Annotated in this window: 21 protein-coding genes; 7 read left to right on the top strand and 14 right to left on the bottom strand. The window is 41.3% G+C overall.

Annotated elements, in window-relative coordinates:
* Window positions 1–88: 88 nt before the first annotated feature.
* Complete coding sequence (locus AACX33_RS19190) at window positions 89–610, bottom strand: photosystem I assembly protein Ycf3 (RefSeq protein WP_193997957.1); 522 nt, start codon at window positions 608–610, stop codon at window positions 89–91.
* A 16-nt stretch (window positions 611–626) separates the two neighbouring features.
* Window positions 627–1,340 (bottom strand): SOS response-associated peptidase, encoded by a 714-nt coding sequence (locus tag AACX33_RS19185; RefSeq protein ID WP_193997958.1) that lies wholly within the window; start codon window positions 1,338–1,340, stop codon window positions 627–629.
* A 363-nt stretch (window positions 1,341–1,703) separates the two neighbouring features.
* On the opposite strand from AACX33_RS19185, the gene AACX33_RS19180 reads away from it, so the two are divergent.
* Window positions 1,704–2,330: a glutathione S-transferase family protein gene (locus tag AACX33_RS19180; RefSeq protein WP_193997959.1), complete on the top strand. Its 627-nt coding sequence runs from the start codon at window positions 1,704–1,706 to the stop codon at window positions 2,328–2,330.
* 59 nt (window positions 2,331–2,389) lie between these two features.
* Here AACX33_RS19180 and AACX33_RS19175 read toward each other — a convergent pair whose 3' ends face one another.
* Both AACX33_RS19175 and AACX33_RS19170 read right to left on the bottom strand, forming a co-directional pair.
* Window positions 2,390–2,617, bottom strand: coding sequence for a DUF167 domain-containing protein (locus tag AACX33_RS19175; protein WP_193997960.1), 228 nt, complete (start codon window positions 2,615–2,617; stop codon window positions 2,390–2,392).
* Window positions 2,618–2,859: 242 nt separating this feature from the next.
* Window positions 2,860–3,408, bottom strand: coding sequence for a DUF2231 domain-containing protein (locus tag AACX33_RS19170; protein ID WP_193997961.1), 549 nt, complete (start codon window positions 3,406–3,408; stop codon window positions 2,860–2,862).
* A 439-nt stretch (window positions 3,409–3,847) separates the two neighbouring features.
* On the opposite strand from AACX33_RS19170, the gene AACX33_RS19165 reads away from it, so the two are divergent.
* Window positions 3,848–4,903 (top strand): hemerythrin domain-containing protein, encoded by a 1,056-nt coding sequence (locus AACX33_RS19165; protein WP_193997962.1) that lies wholly within the window; start codon window positions 3,848–3,850, stop codon window positions 4,901–4,903.
* 247 nt (window positions 4,904–5,150) lie between these two features.
* Here AACX33_RS19165 and AACX33_RS19160 read toward each other — a convergent pair whose 3' ends face one another.
* Together AACX33_RS19160 and AACX33_RS19155 are read right to left on the bottom strand one after the other, a co-directional pair.
* Window positions 5,151–6,326 carry a M20 family metallopeptidase gene (locus AACX33_RS19160; protein WP_193997963.1) on the bottom strand — a complete coding sequence of 392 codons (1,176 nt, stop codon included), beginning with the start codon at window positions 6,324–6,326 and terminating at the stop codon, window positions 5,151–5,153.
* A 549-nt stretch (window positions 6,327–6,875) separates the two neighbouring features.
* Window positions 6,876–8,621 (bottom strand): protein kinase domain-containing protein, encoded by a 1,746-nt coding sequence (locus AACX33_RS19155; RefSeq protein WP_193997964.1) that lies wholly within the window; start codon window positions 8,619–8,621, stop codon window positions 6,876–6,878.
* Window positions 8,622–8,921: 300 nt separating this feature from the next.
* Between AACX33_RS19155 and AACX33_RS19150 the strand changes: the two genes are divergently transcribed.
* A complete protein-coding gene (locus AACX33_RS19150) occupies window positions 8,922–10,019 on the top strand; it encodes a hypothetical protein (RefSeq protein ID WP_193997965.1) in 1,098 nt (365 codons plus the stop codon).
* A gap of 500 nt (window positions 10,020–10,519) precedes the next feature.
* Entirely contained in the window at window positions 10,520–11,545 is a 1,026-nt protein-coding gene (locus AACX33_RS19145) for a 2-hydroxyacid dehydrogenase (protein ID WP_193997966.1), read from the top strand.
* Between the two features lie 166 nt (window positions 11,546–11,711).
* Here the strand turns inward: AACX33_RS19145 and AACX33_RS19140 are convergent, their stop codons facing one another.
* The 6 genes from AACX33_RS19140 to AACX33_RS19115 form a co-directional block, all read right to left on the bottom strand.
* Window positions 11,712–12,455, bottom strand: coding sequence for a M50 family metallopeptidase (locus tag AACX33_RS19140; protein WP_193997967.1), 744 nt, complete (start codon window positions 12,453–12,455; stop codon window positions 11,712–11,714).
* A gap of 220 nt (window positions 12,456–12,675) precedes the next feature.
* Window positions 12,676–13,587 carry an FHA domain-containing protein gene (locus tag AACX33_RS19135; protein ID WP_193997968.1) on the bottom strand — a complete coding sequence of 304 codons (912 nt, stop codon included), beginning with the start codon at window positions 13,585–13,587 and terminating at the stop codon, window positions 12,676–12,678.
* A gap of 234 nt (window positions 13,588–13,821) precedes the next feature.
* Window positions 13,822–14,544: a 6-phosphogluconolactonase gene (gene pgl, locus AACX33_RS19130; RefSeq protein WP_193997969.1), complete on the bottom strand. Its 723-nt coding sequence runs from the start codon at window positions 14,542–14,544 to the stop codon at window positions 13,822–13,824.
* Between the two features lie 166 nt (window positions 14,545–14,710).
* Window positions 14,711–15,454, bottom strand: coding sequence for a ribonuclease PH (gene rph / locus AACX33_RS19125; protein ID WP_193997970.1), 744 nt, complete (start codon window positions 15,452–15,454; stop codon window positions 14,711–14,713).
* 297 nt (window positions 15,455–15,751) lie between these two features.
* Window positions 15,752–16,627, bottom strand: coding sequence for a hypothetical protein (locus AACX33_RS19120; RefSeq protein ID WP_193997971.1), 876 nt, complete (start codon window positions 16,625–16,627; stop codon window positions 15,752–15,754).
* A 621-nt stretch (window positions 16,628–17,248) separates the two neighbouring features.
* A complete protein-coding gene (locus tag AACX33_RS19115) occupies window positions 17,249–17,803 on the bottom strand; it encodes a nucleoside monophosphate kinase (RefSeq protein ID WP_193997972.1) in 555 nt (184 codons plus the stop codon).
* Between the two features lie 291 nt (window positions 17,804–18,094).
* On the opposite strand from AACX33_RS19115, the gene AACX33_RS19110 reads away from it, so the two are divergent.
* Together AACX33_RS19110 and dcd are read left to right on the top strand one after the other, a co-directional pair.
* Complete coding sequence (locus AACX33_RS19110) at window positions 18,095–18,631, top strand: P-loop NTPase family protein (RefSeq protein WP_193997973.1); 537 nt, start codon at window positions 18,095–18,097, stop codon at window positions 18,629–18,631.
* A gap of 55 nt (window positions 18,632–18,686) precedes the next feature.
* Entirely contained in the window at window positions 18,687–19,268 is a 582-nt protein-coding gene (gene dcd / locus AACX33_RS19105; RefSeq protein WP_193997974.1) for a dCTP deaminase, read from the top strand.
* A gap of 243 nt (window positions 19,269–19,511) precedes the next feature.
* Here dcd and AACX33_RS19100 read toward each other — a convergent pair whose 3' ends face one another.
* The gene (locus tag AACX33_RS19100) at window positions 19,512–19,871 is read right to left on the bottom strand and encodes a pentapeptide repeat-containing protein (RefSeq protein ID WP_193997975.1); all 360 of its coding nucleotides are present in this window, start codon (window positions 19,869–19,871) and stop codon (window positions 19,512–19,514) included.
* A gap of 60 nt (window positions 19,872–19,931) precedes the next feature.
* Window positions 19,932–20,204 (bottom strand): GlsB/YeaQ/YmgE family stress response membrane protein, encoded by a 273-nt coding sequence (locus tag AACX33_RS19095; protein ID WP_193997976.1) that lies wholly within the window; start codon window positions 20,202–20,204, stop codon window positions 19,932–19,934.
* 326 nt (window positions 20,205–20,530) lie between these two features.
* Between AACX33_RS19095 and AACX33_RS19090 the strand changes: the two genes are divergently transcribed.
* Window positions 20,531–21,766: an LL-diaminopimelate aminotransferase gene (locus tag AACX33_RS19090; RefSeq protein WP_193997977.1), complete on the top strand. Its 1,236-nt coding sequence runs from the start codon at window positions 20,531–20,533 to the stop codon at window positions 21,764–21,766.
* The last annotated feature ends 133 nt before the right edge of the window (window positions 21,767–21,899 follow it).

Here is a 21,899-nt window from a genome sequence, read left to right as displayed (position 1 = left end):
TCTGTGTACACCGTAACCTCGCTTGCGGGGTGGGGTGCTTTCTGATGGTCAGGGCAGCTTTGACTAACTCAGCCCAACAGAGGAATATTTAAAAGAATACGTCAATTTGCATCCGTCCAGTGGTTTTCAGCCAGTTTTGGGCTTCAATGTAGTTATTGGGAGCCATGCGAATAGCTCTAATCCAATAATCTGCTGCTTGGTCAAACAATGCTTCGCCAGCGTCATTATCCCCAGCTTCTTTGGCTTTTTCACCTTGATAATGGTAAATCACCGCAATATTATTCAAAGCTTGGGGTAAACGTGGGTTCATTTCAATCGCTTGGTGATACATTTTTAAAGCTGTATCGTGGTCACCATTACTAGCATGGATTAGCCCCATATTATAGTGAATATAACTGCGATCGTAACTGTCTTCCTCTAATGTGAGCGCTTCTTCGTAATAGTCTAAGGCTTCGGCATATTCACCTTCTGCCTGCGCTGACATCCCATCACGGTAATACACAAATGCTTCTTTAGCTTTTTTGTTGGCTGGCAGAAGTTTCAGGATGAGATCCGCCATCACTGTAAAGGATTTGTCAACAAAATTATCGTTTTTTTGGGTTCTTGGCATATGTGCTTCTATGGTTTTAAAAGATATTCTCAGGAAGTGATTTCTCTTCACCCAGAGGGATGATACATTCAGAACTATTCTGTCGAGGATTGTTCACCAAGCTACTAACTGGATAGCCAGTCATTACTTGACCTGGATATGGACACAATAGCTGCTGTAGTCGCTCAGGTGTTGGCATTTGGGGATTTAACCACAAATCGTAATCTTGTGGAGACACAATCACTGGCATTCGCTCATGAATTGGTTGGACTAATTCATTCGCTGCCGTTGTTAAAATTGTACAAGATATGATTTCCTCATAGTCAGTCCTTCCCTCTAGGGGTTGCCATTTTTCCCACAACCCCGCAAAACCGAAGGGCTGTCCATTTAAGAGACGAAAATAAAACGGCTGTTTTTTCCCATTTTGTTGTTTCCACTCATAAAAACCATCAGCTAGCACTAAACAGCGTCGCTGCTTGAATGCTGACCGAAAAGCTGGTTTTTCCGCAACTGTTTCCGACCTAGCATTGATCAGCTTCGCACCAATTTTTGGATCTTTTGCCCAGGAAGGTATCAACCCCCAACGTAACTGCTGAAACTCACGCTTGTCAGTTTTAGGATTATGTAGCACTGTTGCCACATTTTGCGTAGGTGCAATGTTATATTGAGCAGCTAAATCGGGAATTTTCTCTACACGTAAAAATTCAGCTAACGCCCCCAATGACTGATTTAAAGTAAATCTTCCACACATACTTTTATTTTCCTACACTGAATAAAATCAAAATTTTAAATACAATGACTAAATAATAAAGGAATCCAATTTGATTATTGAAAAAATCTAAGTATATGTATTGTGTGTTATGGCTTTAGCCTAACGCACCGTCTTCCAGGTCTTGGTGCCGTACTCTCCTCGATCACACACCCTAAGTGTGTTTCATAAATCAAATATCAGTCCTATAGTATTTTTTCTATTGTTTTTTATATCTTGGAAAATCCGTCTTGTACGCATATACTAAAAATAAATAATAAATATCCTGTTTCTCCAAGTTTAGTTTGTAATATATTGTATTTTAGCCCCTAAGTGATCTCGATATTCATTATTATAATTTTGGAAATGAAAACTTTACAACTGTATGATTTCTTACCATCGGGTAACAGTTATAAGATCCGACTTTTATTGACACAAATGGGTATGCCATTTGAGAGAATCAACATTAATATTCTGCAAGGAGAGACGCACACCCCAGAGTTTTTAATGAAGAATCCCAACGGTAAAATACCAGTTTTGGAAGTGAACACGGGGAAATATTTAGCAGAATCAAATGCCATATTAGTATATTTGAGTGAAGGCACAGAATTTTTACCATATGACCGATTTTTAAGAGCGCAAGTATTGCAATGGTTATTTTTTGAACAATATAGCCATGAACCTTTTATTGCTACATCAAGATTTTGGATTTCTATTTTAGGTAAAGCTGAGGAATATCGCCCAGCCATAGAGCAAAAACGTGAACCTGGTTATGCAGCACTCAAGATTATGGACAATCATTTAATGAAGCACGACTTTTTTGTCAGTGAGCGTTATACAATTGCGGATATTGCCTTGTTTGCCTATACTCATGTGGCTGATGAAGGTGGGTTTGATTTGACCAAATTTACTGCTATTCAAGCTTGGATTGAACGAGTCAAATCTCAGCCTAGATATATCAAGATTACACAAGAGAAAAATTTTGCCGAGTAAATACTTGTGTATTCTTTTCTGATTGTTTTGGTAAGCTAGTACACATAATAATTAACCAATTAAATATCTGTGTCAATTTCAATCAGCTTTTGCCGAGAGGATAAACCAGACTTAATTCTGATATGAGATTTTGGCACATTAAATTTCTTAGCTAACAATTTAATTAACTCTTCATTCGCTTTGCCATCTACTGGCGGAGACTTTAAGTTTACAGTCAAACTACCATCAGTTTGTTCTTCAATTTTTTGTTCTTTGGAATTAGGTTTAACTTTCACTCTTTTTTGCATATCCAATTATTTGTAGTTGTCGGAGCCAGAAATAACCGCAAACACAACCCAACAGATAATCAGGAAGATCCCACAAAGTAAAGATAGTACCCAGTAATAATCTCCCTATGGCTGAAAGTAAAAGCCCATCGGGATGACGATGAGCTGGGAGAGGATAATATATCTTGTTTGTTGGCGATTTTGAGACATTTTTTCTAGGCTAAAAACTTCATAAAATTTTAGCCTGATTTTTACAGCAAATTCTAAGGATATCTTCTGCTACCAGCACCTACTACACCAATTTTGTGCCGATAGGAAAGTTCCGCCCCAAACCAGCCAGTGATGCTAGTTAGCGTACCCACAACCAGTGAGAGAAAGAATCCCCAAGGTAATATCCGTGATTCAGGATCTCCAAGACGTAAAAACAAGTTGAGGGCTGTTAAGGCTAAAATCATGACATTCAGAATCAAATGCGTCCAGCCGGCGGTGCGCTTGCGAACACGTTCAATTCTCAAAAAGTCGCTCATCCCCGTGATTGCGGCGATGATACCTCCTAGAAGTCCCAGTCCAATTAACCATAGGGAGGCTCTAGCCCAGAAAAAATCATGGGTTAACCAATAGCCGAAGTCGCTTCCCAACGCAGCAGCTAAAAAAGCAATGGGAAAAATTATTGTCAGGGGGTGTAAGGGATGTCCGGCGATCGCCACTGTGCTGGGTACACCACTATCCCGATATTCTCTATCGTCACTTTCAATAATTGGTGGAATATTTGGGAACGGTGTGGAATTGGATTCTGTTCCTGTAGTTTCCATTATTTAGTATCCTATTTTTCGATTAAACAAATTTGGTGAATACTAGCTTCAATTTGCAATATTAATTTGCCCGCTGCGATTTTATTGGCTGATCATATATTTTAAAAGCCTCGAAACATCAAAATTAATTCTGTCGCTTAGTTCAATGGTTGCTCTCCCGCTCCAGTAGGGTGGGGAATTATTACTTGAATTCTGCTTTAATTATCCTTGAGTCAATTTATAAAAATAGCATAGAAAATTTATCTATCTGGCGATGGAGTCTAATTTATACGGTTATCTTTCGCAAAGTAGAGATATGAAATTATTCGTGATAAATATTTGAATGTTATGTCTGAAGTTACGCCAGCGATCATTCAAAAGAAAGATGGAATTCACCTGAATTGTATGTCAATCTGAAACAGAGTAATAATACGAACACTTTTTCAGAGGAGAACTCAGCATGGTTAGTTCATTAGATGATACCAAACGAAATGCTATTGCCGTAAAATTGGCAAACATGAAATTAATTCAACAGTTGTTTATCGAAAACGAGCAACTGTTTTTGAGAGAATCAACAGATGCTGAAATCTCTGATCGCATCCGGAAGATGCTAGAAGATGACCAAAAAAATCAAGGCGTTCTGGAAACTGTCATGGTTCAGTATGGTATCCAACAACAACCAGAACAAATTGTCCAAGAAATGTCCAACAAAATCCGCAAATTGATGCAAGGCTCTGAATTGAGTTTCTATGAAAAAATATTTCAGCATGAATTGTTAAAGCATCAACAAGTAATGTCTGGTGTGACAATTCACAAGGCGGCTCAAAAAGTTGGTGCTGACGTAATGGCGGCCATTAGTCCTTTAAATACCGTTAACTTTGAAAACCGCGCTCACCAAGAGCAACTTAAAGGTATTTTAGAAGTTTTGGGTGTTCGTGAACTGACTGGACAAGATGCAGATCAAGGGATTTGGGGAAGAGTTCAAGATGCGATCGCTGCTTTTAGTGGCGCGGTCGGTAGCGCTGTTACCCAAACCAGTGACAAAAAGGATATGAATATCCAGGATGTGATTCGTATGGATCACAATAAAGTAAATATCCTGTTTACAGAATTACTGCAAAGCAACGATTCACAAAAGATTCAAGAGTATTTCGGTCAAATTTACAAAGACTTAACAGCTCATGCTGAAGCAGAAGAGGAAGTAGTTTATCCTAGAGTACGTTCTTTCTACGGTGAGAACGACACCCAAGAACTTTATGACGAACAAGCCCAAATGAAACGGCTATTAGATGACATCCGGGCTATTAATCCATCTGCTGCTGAATTTAAAGATAGAGTCAGAAATTTGATGGATATTGTCGGCGATCATATTCGTCAAGAGGAAAGCACAATGTTTGCTGCTATTCGCAACAACTTGAGTAGTGAACAAACTGAGCAACTAGCGACACAATTTAAAGCTGCTAAGAGCCGAATTCAAACAAAATTGGGCGGTACTAAGACTGGAGCCAATGTTTAGTAATTCGCCTTTATCCGCCGATTAACTGGAAATAAAGGTGGTAAAACCTACCCAGGTGGGTTTTACCTATCAAACATTGACACTCCTCGACCTAAAGGCACGGGGATTCCAATGAATTTACCCTCAGCAAGCATCTTGACCGTATGCCCTACGCCTGCAAGTCCACGTATTGCGACTACTTGAGCGGCCGCAACATCTCTATCAATTGGTGAGTGGTAAAAGCTGCACTAAGCGGTATATGTTAACTTCATTGACAATATTTATAAGCGGCGTAAGCCATCGTCACAACCCCGGTGATAATGGCAGATTCATCAACTTCAAATTCAGGATGGTGTAATGGGTGATTAATAATTCTCTCTTTGTAGCCGACACCTAAGCGAAACATGGAACCGGGGGCGTGTTCTAAATAAACAGAAAAGTCTTCAGCGCCAAGGGAAGGTTCAGGTAAGACTTGGACGCGATCGCTACTCCAAGCTTCTTCAGCCGACGATTGTAACAATTGGGTGATAGAATAATCATTCTGCACACTCGGTACGCCTTGGCGATAATTGACTTGATAACGCGCCCCGAAAGAATGGCAGACGTTAGCGACAATATTTTCAATCCAGTTGGGCAGTTGACTCCGGGTTTCCGGATGAAGCGATCGCACTGTTCCCAACAACTGTACATGATCAGCAATCACATTGGGCGCTCGGCCACCAGTAATCTTCCCGATACTCAACACCACAGGACGCAAAGGATTCTGTGTGCGGCTAATAGCCTGTTGCAATGAAGTAATCACTTGTGAAGCAATCCAAATCGCATCAATCGCTTCATGAGGACGCGCCCCATGTCCAGATTCTCCGATAATGATAATCTCTAAATCGTCAGCAGCAGCTGTCAATGCGCCGTAACGGATACCAATAGATCCTGCGGGTATGGAAGGGAAAACATGAACGCCTAAGATAGCTGAGACATTTGCCATCGCCCCATCATTCACCATCCAGTTTGCCCCTTGAGCAATTTCCTCGGCTGGTTGAAATAAAAACCGCACTTTAGCGCCCAATTCCTCTGTTATTTGCGACAGTACCATTGCTGTTCCTAAGCCCACAGTGGTGTGGACATCATGACCGCAAGCGTGCATGACACCTTCTGTACGAGAAGCATATTCTAACTTTGTCCGTTCTTGAATCGGCAAAGCATCCATATCAGTCCGAATTGCCAATACACGCTTATCTGTGCCAGTATTTTCCAGTTCTCCAATCACCCCAGTTTTACCAATCCCCTCTTGGACATGGAGACCACTGGAAGACAACACACCAGCCACAAAGGCAGATGTTTGGTATTCCTGACCGCTAAGTTCTGGGTGAGAGTGGATATGGCGGCGAATTTCAATTAAGCGGGGTGCTAATTTTGTGGCTAAGTCTTTTATACGGGTGAGCATTACTCTATTTTATCCGAGACAGGCTTTCTTCCCATGATAGAAAAGTGTTTCTCCAGAAAATGCTTTTACTCTACAGTCACACTGTGGGAATGGGTTGACCGAAGAGACAAGGGAGCCGGTAGCCGGGGAGATCAGGATGAAAAGTTAGGCAATACTTCAAGATATACGAGTTTTTCAGCAAATAACTGGCATGAAGTGGTGATGAAGATGCTATAAAAATCAGATAAATTCTCTTTACAGGACTATACAAAATCAGATTTAGGGTTTAGAATCAATTTCGTAAGGCACTATACTGAACCATTTATAGACTACCACATATGTGATCCCCCCGGCTAAAAGTCAAATAAAGCTGGGGGGATCTTGTATTAGGCATGGGAAAGAGGCAAAATTCTCCCAAGACACAGCTCAATACGGTTCAGTTAATGCTAAAACTCTTGATCAAAGTCAATTTTTTGAACGAACCGCAAAGAACGCAAAGGACACAAAGAGAAGAAAGAAAGAAAGGTTTAACTGAACTGTATTGGGACACAGCTAGCTCTACGAACTCTGTTAACGCCACCCCAAAAAGCGCAACCCAGGCACAATCAGGTAATAACTCACCCCTAGCCAAAAGCTGATCAAGAGACTCACTAAACTAAAAAAAGCAATGGGTAAGGATAATGCCGACCACAGAGGCTGCGCCGAAAATTGAAAGACAGTAGTGGGAAAGCCAAAAACAATTAATATTGCGAAGATGATTGCAGTGCCAAATGCCGCAACCAGAGCATGAACTATGTGATGGCTGCGAAAACTTATACTCAAGGTGAATAGAAAAACTGCCACTAAAATTACTGCCAATAGTCCTTCACCGCTATCTTGGGTGGTGTTTAATTGCCAAACTAAGCAACTAAGCCCATAGCTGATCATACCCATGAGCGATGCTACTAAAAACCGTCGTCGTTGACCAAAACACCCCGATATGGTCAGTCCCCATGCAGTTCCCAAGCCTGCGCCGACAAACACTATAATTTCTGTGGCCATCACAGCTTGAGTATTGCTGACTAATTCGGGTAGCTGACTAAAAATATATGCAGAAACTTGCTCGCCTAAGACTGTTCTATAGGCTACGATAAAGCCAGTTATTGTACCTAAAAAAGCCCCCAACCCAGTTAGTAGCATTGCCCAAATTGTCGCCAAAAAAGCTTGTAAGACTTTGAGAATTGCCTGAGCTATCAAAATAATGGTTGTGCCGATAGCTTTGGTCAAATTGCCTAATGCTTGCTCAATAGCTTGTATTGAGAGTGCAAATTTGCGGGAAACCTGGGTTGTGGCTTGCTGAACGAAGTGCTTTTGTGGGAAAAATAACTTAGACTGGGAAGATGTCCGGATAATCTTATTCAAGCGTTTCTGAATAATTACCGCATTTACAGGACGCGATCGCACATCTTCTAGTACCATTTCATCTAGTAAATCTGCTAGTTTCGGGTTAACGTTGATCTGATTGCGCCAGCGCAGCACCCCAGTGTCAGGATCTCCCAACTCCGGCGGATATTTACCCGTAAGCAATTCAATCATCGTCCGACCGAGGGCATAAAAATCAGCCGCAGGCCCCACGTTATTCCCAATCATCTGTTCTGGGGGACTGTAACCAGAAGAATATAATTTAGTTGAACTCGACTCTCGACGCAGTTTAGCGGTATTAAATTGTTTTACCCCACCGAAATCAATTAATACCAGTTCCTCCTGGTTTACCCCTGGAGTTGGGGAGACAGTTCGCAACATCAAATTAGAAGGTTTGATGTCCCGGTGAATAATCTGGCGTTTGTGCAATTCCTGTAAAATTTTTACAGCCTGAGAAAACCAATTTAACACCCAAGACTCTGGACATCCTTGAGGATAATTTTCGAGGATCTTTTCCAAAGTCTGACCGTTAATTTTTTCCATCACCAGACAAGCTAGTTGACGCGGTTTCGGATTGGGTAAATTGATCTGAAAATAACCATCAGGTTCTACTTTGGGAACACCCTGATGCCGCAACTTAATTAAAACCTCTGCCTCTTGTGTAAATAATTCCAGGGCTTTTGGGGAATGTTCCACCAACACTTTCAGGACTTTCTCTGTCTGGGTTTTTTCATCCCAAACTGTGTAAATTTGGGCGAATCCTCCTGATCCCAATGGTTGGAGAGGGACATAACGATCTAGCATCTGTAGCAGTGCGCCACAGCTGTTACAAAATTTGTTTCCCCAAGGTTGAGGATAAGGACGTTGACAATCAGGATTTATGCAGTGAACCGCATTCGGAGTGATGTGGGACACATTCCCTACAATACAAAGGCTGATTTGATTTTAACCTTTACCTTTGCTATTGCGGCTTCAAATGGAAATTTCCCGCCAACTTAAGTAGGTAGGCATAAATCAACCTAACTATGTAACGAAAAGTAAAAACGCTGAAAACCTTGCGTTCGCGGAGCATGACCGCTTCGGTCTTATGCTTTATTCCACTTCGTTAAGTTCATCTATTAATTTTAATAAGGAGTGTGACAAAATGTAACTAGATTATAGTCAGTGTTATAGGATTATAAAATATGATTTTTACTTTTAAAAATTTTAGAAAAAATGACATCCGAAAGAGAGGCAATTATTTTTATTCATGGGTTCTATCTTGGTAGAGATAGAAATTATTTTCTTGATTATTTATCAACTGGTTTTACAGATATTTTGGAACCTTACAGAATCGAAGAAGCAGGGGAAGAAAAGATAGCAGGATATATTGGTAAAACAATAAAATTGGTTACAAATAAAGACAACTTTAAAAAAATTGATGTTTATGATGCCTATTGGAATGATTTGGTGAATAACCAATTAAGTAACCGCAATTTAAAAGATCGATTGCTGCGTGGCATAGATATGTTATTTTACTGGTTCTTCACAAAGAAATTAACTATTTTAACAAGTTGTCCTCCTTTACTGATAGGGTTAGGTATATCTCTGCTTTTAGGGATTTTTTGGTTTTATGGAATTATTGCACTTACCTTTATAGCACTAGGACAAGAACCAAATTCTCTAGGGTTTCCCATTTCTGAAGAATGGGCAAAACAAATTAGCTCTTTTGGTAAGCAGATGACTAATTTTACAGCTTGGACACTTGTCAGTGGATTCTTTAGTTTCGTGCCAATTAATCTAATGGTTGATGTTGCGGAATTCTCCACACGGTACTTGAAGGAGAACTCTGAAGGAAGGATTATGAGAGCAAAGATTCGTAAGCAAGTTTCAGGTACATTAAATGCCGTTTTAGAAACAGGTTATTACAATAAAGTAACTATTCTAGCTCATAGTTTTGGTGTCGTTATTGCAACTGATTTGCTTGCAGATTATCAACAAGAGCATCGGATTCGCTATGTTTCTATGGGAGGATGCCTAAAATTTTTATCTTATAAGTCTAATCAGATTGAGAAAAAAATTAGGAAATGTATTAATAATGAACAGATAGAGACATGGATTGACTTTTATTCTAATCAAGATTGGCTATCTACAAAAACATTTATTCCCAAAGATTCTAATTCAGAAAAAATCTGTCATAGAGAAATTAAACTTCCCTTTTCATTACTAAAACAAATAACTGGAAAATCTCATGATCATTACTTTACAGATGAAGAAGTACTGAAAACAGTTTTAAATATAGAAAATCACAAATCCGATGTTGAAGCAACGTAAAATCAATATGAGTATTTGAGTAAAGCTTCATTTGAGTAAATACTTATTCCTTGTATGAGGAAAAAGACATATAGGAATCCGGTTTGATTTATGAAAAAATTAAGTATTGTAGGGTGCGTTAGGATGAAGTCCGTAACTCACCCTTATTAAGGCTTTGGTGCGTTACGCTACCGCTAACACACCCTACGTGTCTGTTCAAAAATCAAATAGTAGTCCTATAGTTTATTTGGAAGAATGCTTGAAACAAGAACCCCGTACATACAACTGAACTGCTTAGGAATTTCTTTGAGTATTCTATCTAACTGAGGAGAGAGTTTTTGTACTGAGTATGCTTGCTGTAACACATCTGACCACAGACCCCTATTTAGAAGGTGGATAAACAAATCAGAGTCCTAGTTAGGTTAAAGTCGATGACTGGGGGTAATGGAAGATGCAATCGTCCCTGCCACCCACAAGCTATTATGGATGAGAAAATATGCAGCATTAGGCTGAGGTTTGAGATGAAAATAGCAGTCTTCAGTACAAAGGCCTATGATCGACAGTTTTTAGCAGCTGCAAATTCATCTGCCCAACATGAGTTGGTGTTTTTTGAACCCCGCTTAAATCGGAATACTGCGATTTTAGCGGCGGGATTTCCGGCTGTTTGCGTATTTGTGCATGATCTGGTAGATGCCCCTACTTTAAAAATTCTCGCTTCCGGGGGAACTCGCCTCATTGCCCTCCGGTGTGCCGGATTTAATAATGTCGATTTACAAGCCGCAGCAGATTTGGGGATTAAAGTTGTGCGTGTTCCTGCCTATTCACCCTATGGAGTAGCAGAACACGCCGTGGGTTTGATTTTGAGCCTGAATCGCAAAATTCATCATGCCTATAACCGCGTCCGGGAAAGTAATTTTTCGCTCACAGGACTGTTGGGATTTAACTTGAATGGTCGCACAGTTGGGATTATTGGCACGGGCAAAATCGGTCTAATTTTGGGACAGATTATGAAGGGTTTTGGCTGCAATATACTAGCCTATGATGTCTATCGCAACGCCGAACTAGAGCAACTGGGTGGGAAATATGTAGAGTTGCCTGAGCTATTTGCTAACTCTGATATCATTTCCTTACATTGTCCCCTGATGCCTGAAACTCATCACTTGATCAATGCCGAGTCCATAGCCCAAATGAAGCCCAGGGTGATGTTAATCAATACTAGTCGAGGAGCGCTGATTGATACTCAAGCCGTGATTGAAGGTCTGAAGTCACGCAAAATAGGTTTTTTGGGTGTGGATGTCTACGAACAAGAATCAGATTTGTTCTTTGAGGATTTGTCTGGCGAAATCATTCAAGATGATGTTTTTCAACGCTTGACAACATTTCCTAACGTTTTGATTACTGGACATCAAGCCTTTTTTACTGAAGAAGCTCTGCACAATATTGCCGAAACAACTTTTGCTAATATTGCGGATATTGAACAGGGTCGTTCTTGTGCGAATGAGATTATGTATCAACCAGAAGTTGAAGCTAAGGCGCTGCTTAAGTAAAACTAAATATACAATCAAAGCAATTCTTTACTTATAGCATTTCCTAGTCTAATAAAGTACAAAACTATCTGCGTTTATCTGCGTCCATCTGCGTTTAATTATTACTGCTTGTACCTCACTTGAATGCAAAAGAGCGATCGCGATCTTTGCATATTCATTGTCCCCATTACTCCGAACGATAGGCGATGCGGAGACTTTGGGCTAAAATCACCAGAGATGCGATCGCCATCAATCCACCCCAAAACCAGTAAGGTAAAAGTAGATACTTTTGCATTTGTCCGGTATCAGAAAGTCCTAAAGGCCCAGCACTATAGCTAAATAAATAATTTATTTGGTGGTACACACTCACACAAGCTTGTACACCCAGAAATTGAATAGCGAACTCTTGTATCCACCGAGGAGCTTTCAGGGAAATACCCAAAATAATTATCCCCAGGATGGGAATTGCCAGCAATCCAAACCAAGAACGTACCCAAAGTAATGTTGAAAGTAACAAAAAACCACCCAGAAACTTTAAACTCAGGGAAGTTACGGTAAAAGTACGAGAAGCCAGAATCAAACCGGCTCCGGCCAGAGATGGCCCCATCGGACCGGCGGCGGCGACTAAAGCCGGGCCAATTGGCCCTAAAGCCCGTGAAATGCTATAAGTAGCAACGCCGGAACCATTACTAAAAATTTGTAATTGGTGAAACCGTCCCCCTAAGAGCAGAGCCATCAAGCCGTGACCCATTTCATGGAACCAAGTTGCCAAGATACTAAAAGGGTATAAAATGTAATCGCCTCCTGGAATTTGCCACAACAGAATAGTCGCGATCGCTGCGGCAATTAGCCAAGTTAGCCCCATAGATTCAACGGCTGGCGGAGTAAAGCTAGTTGGCCGTGTGTGAAAATCTTTTCCTGGTTCCTTCATGGTAATTACTCCAAATATTGGAGTGTACTTTCATCTATCCTAGTGTACTTACAGAAGTAGTACAATTGCTAGGTAATACAGCCGTTTGCACCCTGATTTAAAAGCTGTGGACTCAAGCGTTACACAGAACGATATAGTTATCTGTCGCCGGTCTGATGTGGATAATTTGTTCATCCTCCAAGATAGATGATAGGGGCTGTTGGAGGATGGCAAAAATCAATTAAGCCAGTTGAAAGAGAAACGTTACCAAATCTCCCTTACCCAGACTGATGCGATCGCCTGCTCTCAGACGGTGACGGTTACCCGGTAATAAAGGCGAGTTATTAATGTAAGTACCATTAGAACTGCCCACATCTTCGATGTAGTGAGAATCTCCCTCAATCCGAATATCTGCGTGTATTCGTGAGACAATTTCCGAATTAGAAAACCCGGAAACATCCACATCTGGGGGAATCCGGTCATTGGGTTTACCGATGTGAATCACAGACAGAGTTTGCGGCAATTCAATTTCGCGATCGCTTTGGACATGGAATAACCGTGCAGTTACCTGCTGCAATTGCGTCATGGAAGCAAATGGGGCGGGACTCGGTGCCACTGCCACAGGTTCTGGTTCTGGTGCGGGTGTTTCCACTGCCACAGGTTCCGGTTCTGGTTCTGGTTCTGGCGCTGCCATTGCCACAGGTTCCGGTTCTGGTTCTGGCTCTGGGGGTGGAGTCAGCACTTCTGGCTCAGAAAAGATAGGTTCAGCTGCAACAGTCGGTGTAGGTGGCGCTGATGCTTCTGGTGGTGACACAGAAATTGCTGTTGGCGGTAGGGGTGAAGCAGCCGGCGGATTGGGATCTGAGTTAATTCCCAAAGCATCTGGTTGTAAAAGTTCTAAAAGCGGATCAGGTTCAATTAACGGTGGTACTTCTATGGAGATGTCGGGGGCAACGGTGGCCACAGATGTGGCAGCAGCAGGTGCAGCACTTGAGTGGAGATTATAACCACATTGACCGCAGAAAGCAGCATCTGCTTGGACAGTTGCGCCGCAGTTAGGGCAGTTACTAGTGGTTGGTAACGGCGTATAACAAGCTTCACACTGGACAGCGCCGTCTGGATTGGGGTGATTGCAATTAGGACAGACGATCATCAATTTAAGCCTTTGTTCAAGATCATCGTAAAATAATATTGGCCAGCAGAGAAAACTTTGTAGACACTTCTGCTGTGAGACAGCGCCACAAAGAAAAGTTGCTCCGAAATTTAGCCAGTTCTAGGCGACTGCATGAGCAGCTGCTAGGAACAAGCTTCCATCTCCCGCCGATCAAAAGTTCGCTCAGGGGACAACTCTAGTTTTCAATTTTAACTATTACTCCTGATAGGAAAGTTAAGCTGGGAGTTCCGAACCTGCTGCTGCATCCAGTAACCACAAAAGTTCGCCTTGGGGTTGAATTAACCGGGATGGATAAGTGAAGTCATCTGCTACAGCCGCGAAGACTTGAGCTAAAGCTGGACGTTTATTCGCACCAGCAACCACAAAAATAACACTGCGTGCAGCATTGATAAATGGGTATGTGAAGGTTATGCGAGGGTTGCCGTCTTTGTTACCCACAGTAATCAGCCGGTCATGCACTTTTAAAGCCGGGGTGTGAGGAAACAAAGATGCGGTATGTGCATCATCACCCATTCCTAGCAATACTACATCCAAAGCCGGAAAGTCCTGGGGGGAAGAATTAAAAAATTCTCGCAGATGCTGTTCGTATTTGGCGGCTGATACTGTGGGATCTCCATCTAAAGTGGGTACAGAGTGAATGTTAGCGGCGGGGATATCAACGCGGTCTAACCACGCCCGCCGCGCCATTAGTTCATTGCTATCGGGATGATCTGCTGGTACATAACGTTCATCGCCCCAAAAGATATGAATTTTATCCCAAGGCAGTTTTTGATCAGCGATCGCCTCGTACAATGGCTTTGGTGTACTACCACCAGCTAAGGCGATGGTAAATTGTCCCCGTTGTTCAATGGCGGTTGATAACTGAGAAAGAATTAACTCTAGCGATCGCGCTACTAATGCAGAAATATCTGGGAGAACTTCAACCTTTTTATTCATGGTTTCATGATCATATTGCCGACTTCCAGCAATACCATACCCAACTTATGACTATTCTCCGTTTTAACTTTTGAAACTTTTAACATGATGCCGGAATTGGACACCAGGGGACAAGGGGTGAAAACTCCTGATTCCCGTGTACAGAGGTGATGAATTGCGTCTTTAGCTACTCGCTCACAAACAGCTGATCCCAGCCGGCGATCGCCTCTCTTTGAGCCATTAACAACTGCTGGATACCTTTTTCGCCAAAATCTAGTAGCTGATTTAACTGAGTCCGGCTATAACTGCCGGCTTCTGCCGTTCCCTGGACTTCAATTATACCCAAGTGTTGATTCATCACCACGTTGAAATCTACAGTTGCTGCCACATCTTCAATGTAGTTTAAATCTAAATATGGCTCGCCTTGCAATAAACCCACAGATACTGCTGCTACTTGCCCACATAAAGGCGATCGCTCTAATACACCCTGCTGCAATAATTGAGACACCGCATGAGCTAAAGCCACAAACCCGCCTGTAATCGCCGCTGTTCTAGTGCCAGCATCTGCTTGTAACACATCAGCATCTACAGTCAGCGTTCGTTCTCCCAAAGCTTGAAAATCAATTGCTCCCCGTAAACTACGTCCAATTAAACGTTGAATTTCTTGAGTTCGTCCAGACAACTTCAACAATTCCCGTGCTTGCCGTTCTTGTGTAGCTGAAGGTAACATCCGATACTCAGATGTTAACCAACCTTTGCCCGTTCCAGCTAAAAACTTCGGCACTCCTTCACTAACACTGACAGTACAAAGTACCTGAGTGTCTCCAAATCGTGTCAGGACGGAACCGGGAGCAAAGCGGGTAAAACCGGGATGAAAGCTGATGGGACGGAGTTCGTAGGGTTGCCGACCATCGGGACGCTGCCAAACCATGAGACTTGCCTCAGAAATTTTATACAGAACTATACTGCTTTTAGGTTACCAGATACCGCCTGTCAGACAATTTTGGATTTTGGATTTTGGATTTCGGATTTTGGTTCAACTTACAGATAAATCTAGTAAAAGTCGGCGTAAATAAACAGACCATGTAAAATCAATGAAAAGCCTATAAAATTAACGGCGTAGCTGAAACCAAATATAAATTTAAATGTAGAGACGTTCCATGGAACGTCTCTACTATTGGTCATAGTCAAAATCTGTCAGTATTTACCCAAAAAATGAGATTTTTACTTATGAATATCGGATTTGTAGTAATAGCCGATTTGAGGTCACAGGGGGTTTAACTTTGTGGAAACAAGAAGGATCTTGAACGAAACCAAATCCTTTTTTTCCAGTAATAACTATTTGCTTGTCTCTACCGTAGTGATTCAGTATGGCATCATCAGCTTGGCAATTAGAAGTCAGCAACATATATAATGGCTTGTGCTGATGAGAGTGCTTAATCATGATATGAGGCGCAGAATTTATATCTACATCCGTAATATAAAAATATGCTGTCATAAAGTTATAGCCAGCAATATCATAATGAAAATTAGTCGGTGGGTAGCTTTTCTTAATTTCTGATTCTGGCAAATCTGAAGCAAAACTCCAAGTTAAATGCTGTGTAATCAGTGTTGGCCAATACTGGAGATATTCATGGACAATTTCTAAAAGTAGAGGATCATGAACAATTGCCTCTATAGCCTGACAATCTGTGACGTTATTGACCAAGCCTCTCATCACATAACGCTCACCTTGTAAATGACCATTTTTGACATTATCTGCGAAAAAAACATCATTAAAGCCTGGTTCTTTGCAAGGAGTTATCCTGGCAAATTCCAAGATTTCTTCGACCATATTCATCGGGATTTGCAAATCAAATGCTACACCGCAATCACGCAGATCAGCCACAGCTTTTTGGACTGCAATATCTGTAAATATCGATTGGCGGCGTATTTCTAACCGATTTTCATAAACAGTGGGATTCAAGCTTTGTAATTGATTTTGGAGAATACTGTATGCTTGGCGAACACCATGAAATCTACTCAAACGTTGTAAATATTGCTTTTTGACTCTTTTTTGAAAGTCATTTTTTAAATGATTTTGTTGTAATTGAGTTTGCACCATGATTTCAGTAAATTAATTTTTATGCGTCCGTAACTCCCCCTAAAATCCATCACTGAGCAAGCATTATGGATGTAAATAAACAGCAATATTTCTAGAAAAGAGTGGTTTAAATCTATCTCTAATGATGCTGTTGAGATCATCGTCTGACTTTAATCAGTTAATCTCTATCTCAAGGAATAAATAATACTATACATAATTTGTTTAAGCGTGTAATTCTATACTTGTAGCTAAATTTCCAGAGGAAAATAAGTAGCCATCCTAAATTATTCGTGAAAACCAATAACCCCGGTTTCTTGAAGAAACTAGTACAAGTTGGCGTAAATCAACAGACCATTCAAAATCCATGAAAAGCCCATTTTATAAGCTTTTTGACTTTTGACTTTTGACTTTTGACTTCCGCCTTGCGGTACTAGGGTTTTAAAGCTTCGTAATTTTTACAATTGAACCTCCCATGACTAGAAGTCACGAATGTGCAGCTTGCAGAAATCAATTTTGATTGCTATATCTCAATTTGCCAAAGTTAGTCTTGTGTTGTTGCAAAATCTCTATAGGCAGGATTGAAGATTAAGTAATCAGCGTGAATTTATTAAATAACCCAATTTTCAGGAATTTACTGTAATTTCAGGGCATAGAAAGCAGAGTCGAAATGTTTTGCTGTACCATCTCTGGTAATTGGTCACCGTTGATAGTCAACAGGCGGCGGCGACGGTCGTAATATTCTAGGATGGGGACGGTGCGATCGTAAAATAATTCTACCCGACGTTGCACAATTTCGGGTTGGTCATCTGGAAGAGAACGCCCCAAAGAGCGACTAACCATAATAGCTTCTGGGACTTGTAAATAAATCGCCCAATCCAACTTTTGCCCTAAATCATCCAACAAAAAATCCAATTCCTCAGCTTGAAACGCAGTCCGAGGATAACCCTCTAAGACCCAACCCTGATTCACTTTCGGCTTTTGAAGTTGCAAACGGATAAATTCAATCATGATTTCATCCGGGACTAGCTCGCCCTTTGTGACATAGGGTTGTGCATAGCGACCTAAATCACTCACATCAGCCATCGCTTCTCGTAAAATCTCACCTGTGGAAATTTGAGGTATGTCAAAATTTCTGCACAGCCTTTGTGCTTGGGTGCTTTTCCCCGATCCTGAACCTCCCAAAAACACTAATCTCACACCAACTCACTCCTATTTCGGTAAAATTAATTACAGTGTAAATCTGTTTTGCCCAAATCAAGATGATAATTGTTTGCTGCTTCCAGTTTTGTCCATTATTTTGACTTGTCAATTCTGTACAGTCATTAGTTTGATGCAAAAACGAAAATCTCCATAATGCTTGACTTGAAGACAAACCTAGTGTTTGACTAAGAGTGCAGATTGCCGAAAACAGCATTAATTATCCAGGTAGATTTGTAGCTACGTCTCTGCAAAATTGTCTAATTCTTTGCTATTTTTTGAATTTTCCCTATGATTGCCCAATCAGAAACTCCCAGCCTCAATTCAACTCTCAGCTTACCGTATCCAGTTGCCGGACTAGTGCAAGTTTTTACTAGTACACAACGTAATTTTTTTACCGATGTTATAGCCCAATCGCTGAGAATTGCCGGCCAAGGTACACCAGTATTGGTAGTACAATTTCTGAAAGGCGGTATTCGTCAAGGTCAAGAGCGACCAATTCAATTAGGGCAAAATTTAGATTGGATTCGCTGTGATTTGCCTCGCTGCATCGACACACCGCATCTAGACGCAGCCGAAGACCAAGCTTTACAACAACTTTGGCAATATACACAACAAGTAGTCAGCGAGAGTAAATATGCTCTCGTAGTTTTAGATGAATTAAGTTTAGCGATTAACTTTGGCTTAATTCCTGAAACAGAAGTTTTAGAATTTCTCGCACAACGCCCCCCTCATGTGGATATTATTCTTACAGGAACCCAGATGCCGAAATCTCTCTTAGATATGGCAGACCAAATTACCGAAATCCGTCGCAGTCATCGACCTTAAGCTGATTCTCGATTGGGATTGATATGTTGTAGATTTATGCAAAAAGAGGTCAAACGTGCTGAAAAATGATAAATGGATTATTGAACAAGCCAAACTAGGGATGATTTCGCCATTTGAAAGTTCTCTAGTGCGGCAGATTGAAGACAGGCGAGTCATTAGTTACGGTTTGTCTAGCTATGGCTATGATTTAAGATTATCTCCTACAGATTTTCGGATTTTTAGACATATTCCAGGTACGATTGTTAATCCCAAGCGGTTCAATCCTGACAACCTAGAATCTATTGCACTGCAATCTGATGAAGATGGATCATTTTTCATTATTCCCGCAAATTCATATGCTTTGGGTGTTTCCCTGGAACGATTGCGGATTCCTGCGAACATCACAGTTATTTGTATTGGAAAATCAACTATGGCTCGTTGTGGAATTATTGCCAACATAACTCCTGCGGAAGCTTCATGGGAAGGCTTCTTGACTCTGGAGTTTAGCAATGCTTCTAGTGCTGACTGTCGCGTCTACGCTAATGAGGGTGTGTTGCAGCTACTCTTTTTAGAAGGGGAGCCATGTCAAACAACTTACGCCGAGCGCTTTGGCAAATATCAAAATCAACCACAAACTGTCACCATTGCCAAGGTGTAAAAGTCAGACAATTTTAGATTTGGGATTTGGGATAGCGCAGCGTCTCGTAGAGAGCGTCTTTGGGATTGATTCCACAGATAAATCTGGGGGATTATACAATTAAGGAAGTATTGGTCAAAAAATTATTAATTGCTGCTGATCAAGTTTGATCAGCAGCAGTTTGGTGTAAATATTTAACAGAATTATTGTAGAAAAATATAGATGAATTTGGCTTTTGCACACACTATCAGTGATGTCTAATATCTAATCTGACATAGTGCCATCAGGGAGAGTAGCATTACGAAAATTTGCTCCTTCCAAGTTGGCATTAGTCAAATTTGCATCTCGTAAATTGGCACGATCCAAATCAGCTTTATGCAGGTTGGCTCCTGACAAGTTAGCGCCTTCTAGATTGGCAGCTGTCAGATAGGTTGTACTTAAATCTGCATTAGTGAGATTTGCATCTTCGAGATGTGCTTTATTCAGGTTGGCTTTACTCAGATTTGCACCGCTAAGATTAACTTGATGTAGGATTGCGCCCCCCAGATTGGCTCTACTCAAATCAACTTGAGAAAAATCTCTTTCTCCAGACGCATAGCGTTGCAGAAAATTATTGACATCCATATCTACCTCATGCAAGTAGAGATATAAGGAACTGTTAATTAATGACAGCCATTTAATTATTTATGTCGCACTGCGAGAAGTTAACAAGTTCCACAAGAAAACAGCAATGATAGCACCAATTATCGCGACGATGATACCTGTAATACTGAGAGTAGGAGCCGTTAGGGCAAAGGTTCCTGTACTAAAAAATACTCCCAAGCTACCACCAATAAAAGCGCCAATAATTCCCAGCAAGATGGTTGCTAAAATTCCACCACCTTGATGTCCTGGGTAAATGGCTTTAGCGATCGCACCAGCAATTAAACCTAAAACAATCCAAGCAATAATGTTCATGATTTTTATTTTTAGTAGCTATTTTTACTGATAGACATAGGCTAACAATTCCCATCTTGGTATTCAATCTGTCATCAGAACTAATTATTGAGAGCCTCAATTGATTATTTGGGTGATTAGCACTTCTTTTGGTATATACCTATATGGAATCTTCAGGGTTATGCACGTATCAATTCTGCGTGATAGCTGGCGTGGCGTAGCCATAGATGCGCCGATGATCTGAGAATTTACGAATCACAAACAAATGAGGGGTAGAAAGATATTGGCACAGGTTGACAAAAAAACGGTATAAGCTGTTTTATCTACGCTCTTTTTTCGACTTTACTATGGCAACGATTAACGACAACTACCTGAAGCTGAAAGCTGGTTACCTGTTTCCCGAAATTGCCCGGCGGGTGAATGCCTTTGCCGAAGCTAATCCTGACGCGAAAATTATTCGCTTGGGCATTGGCGATGTGACAGAACCTCTGCCGGAAGCTTGCCGTACAGCGATGATTCAGGCTGTGGAAGAAATGGGCGATCGCACTACCTTTAAAGGCTATGGTCCAGAACAAGGTTATGCTTGGTTAAGGGAAAAAATTGCCGCCCACGATTTTCAAGCCAGAGGGGCGGATATCGATGCCTCAGAAATCTTTATCTCCGATGGTTCCAAATGCGATACAGGCAACATTCTCGACATTTTCGGCAAAAATAACATAATTGCAGTTACTGACCCTGTATACCCCGTCTATGTAGACACTAACGTCATGGCTGGTAATACTGGGGATGCCAACGATCAAGGCGAATTTGGCGGTTTAGTATATCTACCGATTTCGGCTGAGAATAACTTCAAGGCTGAAATTCCTTCCCAGAAAGTCGATTTAATTTATCTGTGTTTCCCCAATAACCCCACTGGTGCAACTGCTACCAAAGAATATCTCACAGCGTGGGTAGATTATGCCAAAGCGAATAACTCAATTATTTTCTTTGATGCTGCCTACGAAGCTTATATCACCGATCCCGCCCTTCCTCATTCCATATACGAGATTGAAGGCGCAAGAGAATGTGCCATTGAGTTTCGTTCTTTCTCCAAGAATGCAGGTTTTACCGGAACCCGTTGCGCGTTAACCGTTGTACCCAAGACGCTGACAGCAAAAGCGGCTGATGGTTCCGATGTGGAACTGTGGAAGCTGTGGAATCGCCGCCAATCGACTAAATTTAATGGCGTTTCCTACATCATCCAACGGGGTGCAGAAGCGGTTTACTCCGAGGCAGGACAGGCGCAAATTAAAGCCTTGGTGAGTTTTTACCTAGAAAATGCCCAAATTATTCGTGAACAACTATTAGCGGCTGGATTAGCTGTGTATGGTGGGGTAAATGCACCTTATGTATGGGTAAAAACTCCGAATAACTTATCTAGTTGGGACTTTTTCGACAAGCTGCTGCAAACTGTGAATGTAGTGGGTACACCCGGTTCTGGTTTTGGCGCTGCGGGTGAAGGTTACTTCCGCATTTCCGCATTTAATAGTCGGGAAAATGTCGAAGAAGCTATGAAGCGGATTACCGAAAAGTTTAAAGTGTAAAAATCTGTGGTGGGCATTACCCACCATAAAAATTTCCGCATTTAATAGTCGGGAAAATGTCGAAGAAGCTATGAAGCGGATTACCGAAAAGTTTAAAGTGTAAAAATCTGTGGTGGGCATTACCCACCATAAA

Origin of the sequence: Nodularia sp. LEGE 04288 (assembly GCF_963896525.1) — a bacterium.
Classification (GTDB): Bacteria; Cyanobacteriota; Cyanobacteriia; order Cyanobacteriales; family Nostocaceae; genus Nodularia.
The sequence above is the reverse complement of the archived record's forward strand: the minus strand, read 5'-3'. Positions and strand labels throughout refer to the sequence as shown.

Bases quoted from the DNA above. Each gene is read 5' to 3' on its own strand.
- AACX33_RS19190 (WP_193997957.1), bottom strand. From the start codon at position 610: ATGCCAAGAACCCAAAAAAACGATAATTTTGTTGACAAATCCTTTACA.
- AACX33_RS19185 (WP_193997958.1), bottom strand. From the start codon at position 1,340: ATGTGTGGAAGATTTACTTTAAATCAGTCATTGGGGGCGTTAGCTGAA.
- AACX33_RS19180 (WP_193997959.1), top strand. From the start codon at position 1,704: ATGAAAACTTTACAACTGTATGATTTCTTACCATCGGGTAACAGTTAT.
- AACX33_RS19175 (WP_193997960.1), bottom strand. From the start codon at position 2,617: ATGCAAAAAAGAGTGAAAGTTAAACCTAATTCCAAAGAACAAAAAATT.
- AACX33_RS19170 (WP_193997961.1), bottom strand. From the start codon at position 3,408: ATGGAAACTACAGGAACAGAATCCAATTCCACACCGTTCCCAAATATT.
- AACX33_RS19165 (WP_193997962.1), top strand. From the start codon at position 3,848: ATGGTTAGTTCATTAGATGATACCAAACGAAATGCTATTGCCGTAAAA.
- AACX33_RS19160 (WP_193997963.1), bottom strand. From the start codon at position 6,326: ATGCTCACCCGTATAAAAGACTTAGCCACAAAATTAGCACCCCGCTTA.
- AACX33_RS19150 (WP_193997965.1), top strand. From the start codon at position 8,922: ATGACATCCGAAAGAGAGGCAATTATTTTTATTCATGGGTTCTATCTT.
- AACX33_RS19145 (WP_193997966.1), top strand. From the start codon at position 10,520: ATGAAAATAGCAGTCTTCAGTACAAAGGCCTATGATCGACAGTTTTTA.
- AACX33_RS19140 (WP_193997967.1), bottom strand. From the start codon at position 12,455: ATGAAGGAACCAGGAAAAGATTTTCACACACGGCCAACTAGCTTTACT.
- AACX33_RS19135 (WP_193997968.1), bottom strand. From the start codon at position 13,587: ATGATCGTCTGTCCTAATTGCAATCACCCCAATCCAGACGGCGCTGTC.
- pgl (WP_193997969.1), bottom strand. From the start codon at position 14,544: ATGAATAAAAAGGTTGAAGTTCTCCCAGATATTTCTGCATTAGTAGCG.
- rph (WP_193997970.1), bottom strand. From the start codon at position 15,454: ATGGTTTGGCAGCGTCCCGATGGTCGGCAACCCTACGAACTCCGTCCC.
- AACX33_RS19120 (WP_193997971.1), bottom strand. From the start codon at position 16,627: ATGGTGCAAACTCAATTACAACAAAATCATTTAAAAAATGACTTTCAA.
- AACX33_RS19110 (WP_193997973.1), top strand. From the start codon at position 18,095: ATGATTGCCCAATCAGAAACTCCCAGCCTCAATTCAACTCTCAGCTTA.
- AACX33_RS19100 (WP_193997975.1), bottom strand. From the start codon at position 19,871: ATGGATGTCAATAATTTTCTGCAACGCTATGCGTCTGGAGAAAGAGAT.
- AACX33_RS19095 (WP_193997976.1), bottom strand. From the start codon at position 20,204: ATGAACATTATTGCTTGGATTGTTTTAGGTTTAATTGCTGGTGCGATC.
- AACX33_RS19090 (WP_193997977.1), top strand. From the start codon at position 20,531: ATGGCAACGATTAACGACAACTACCTGAAGCTGAAAGCTGGTTACCTG.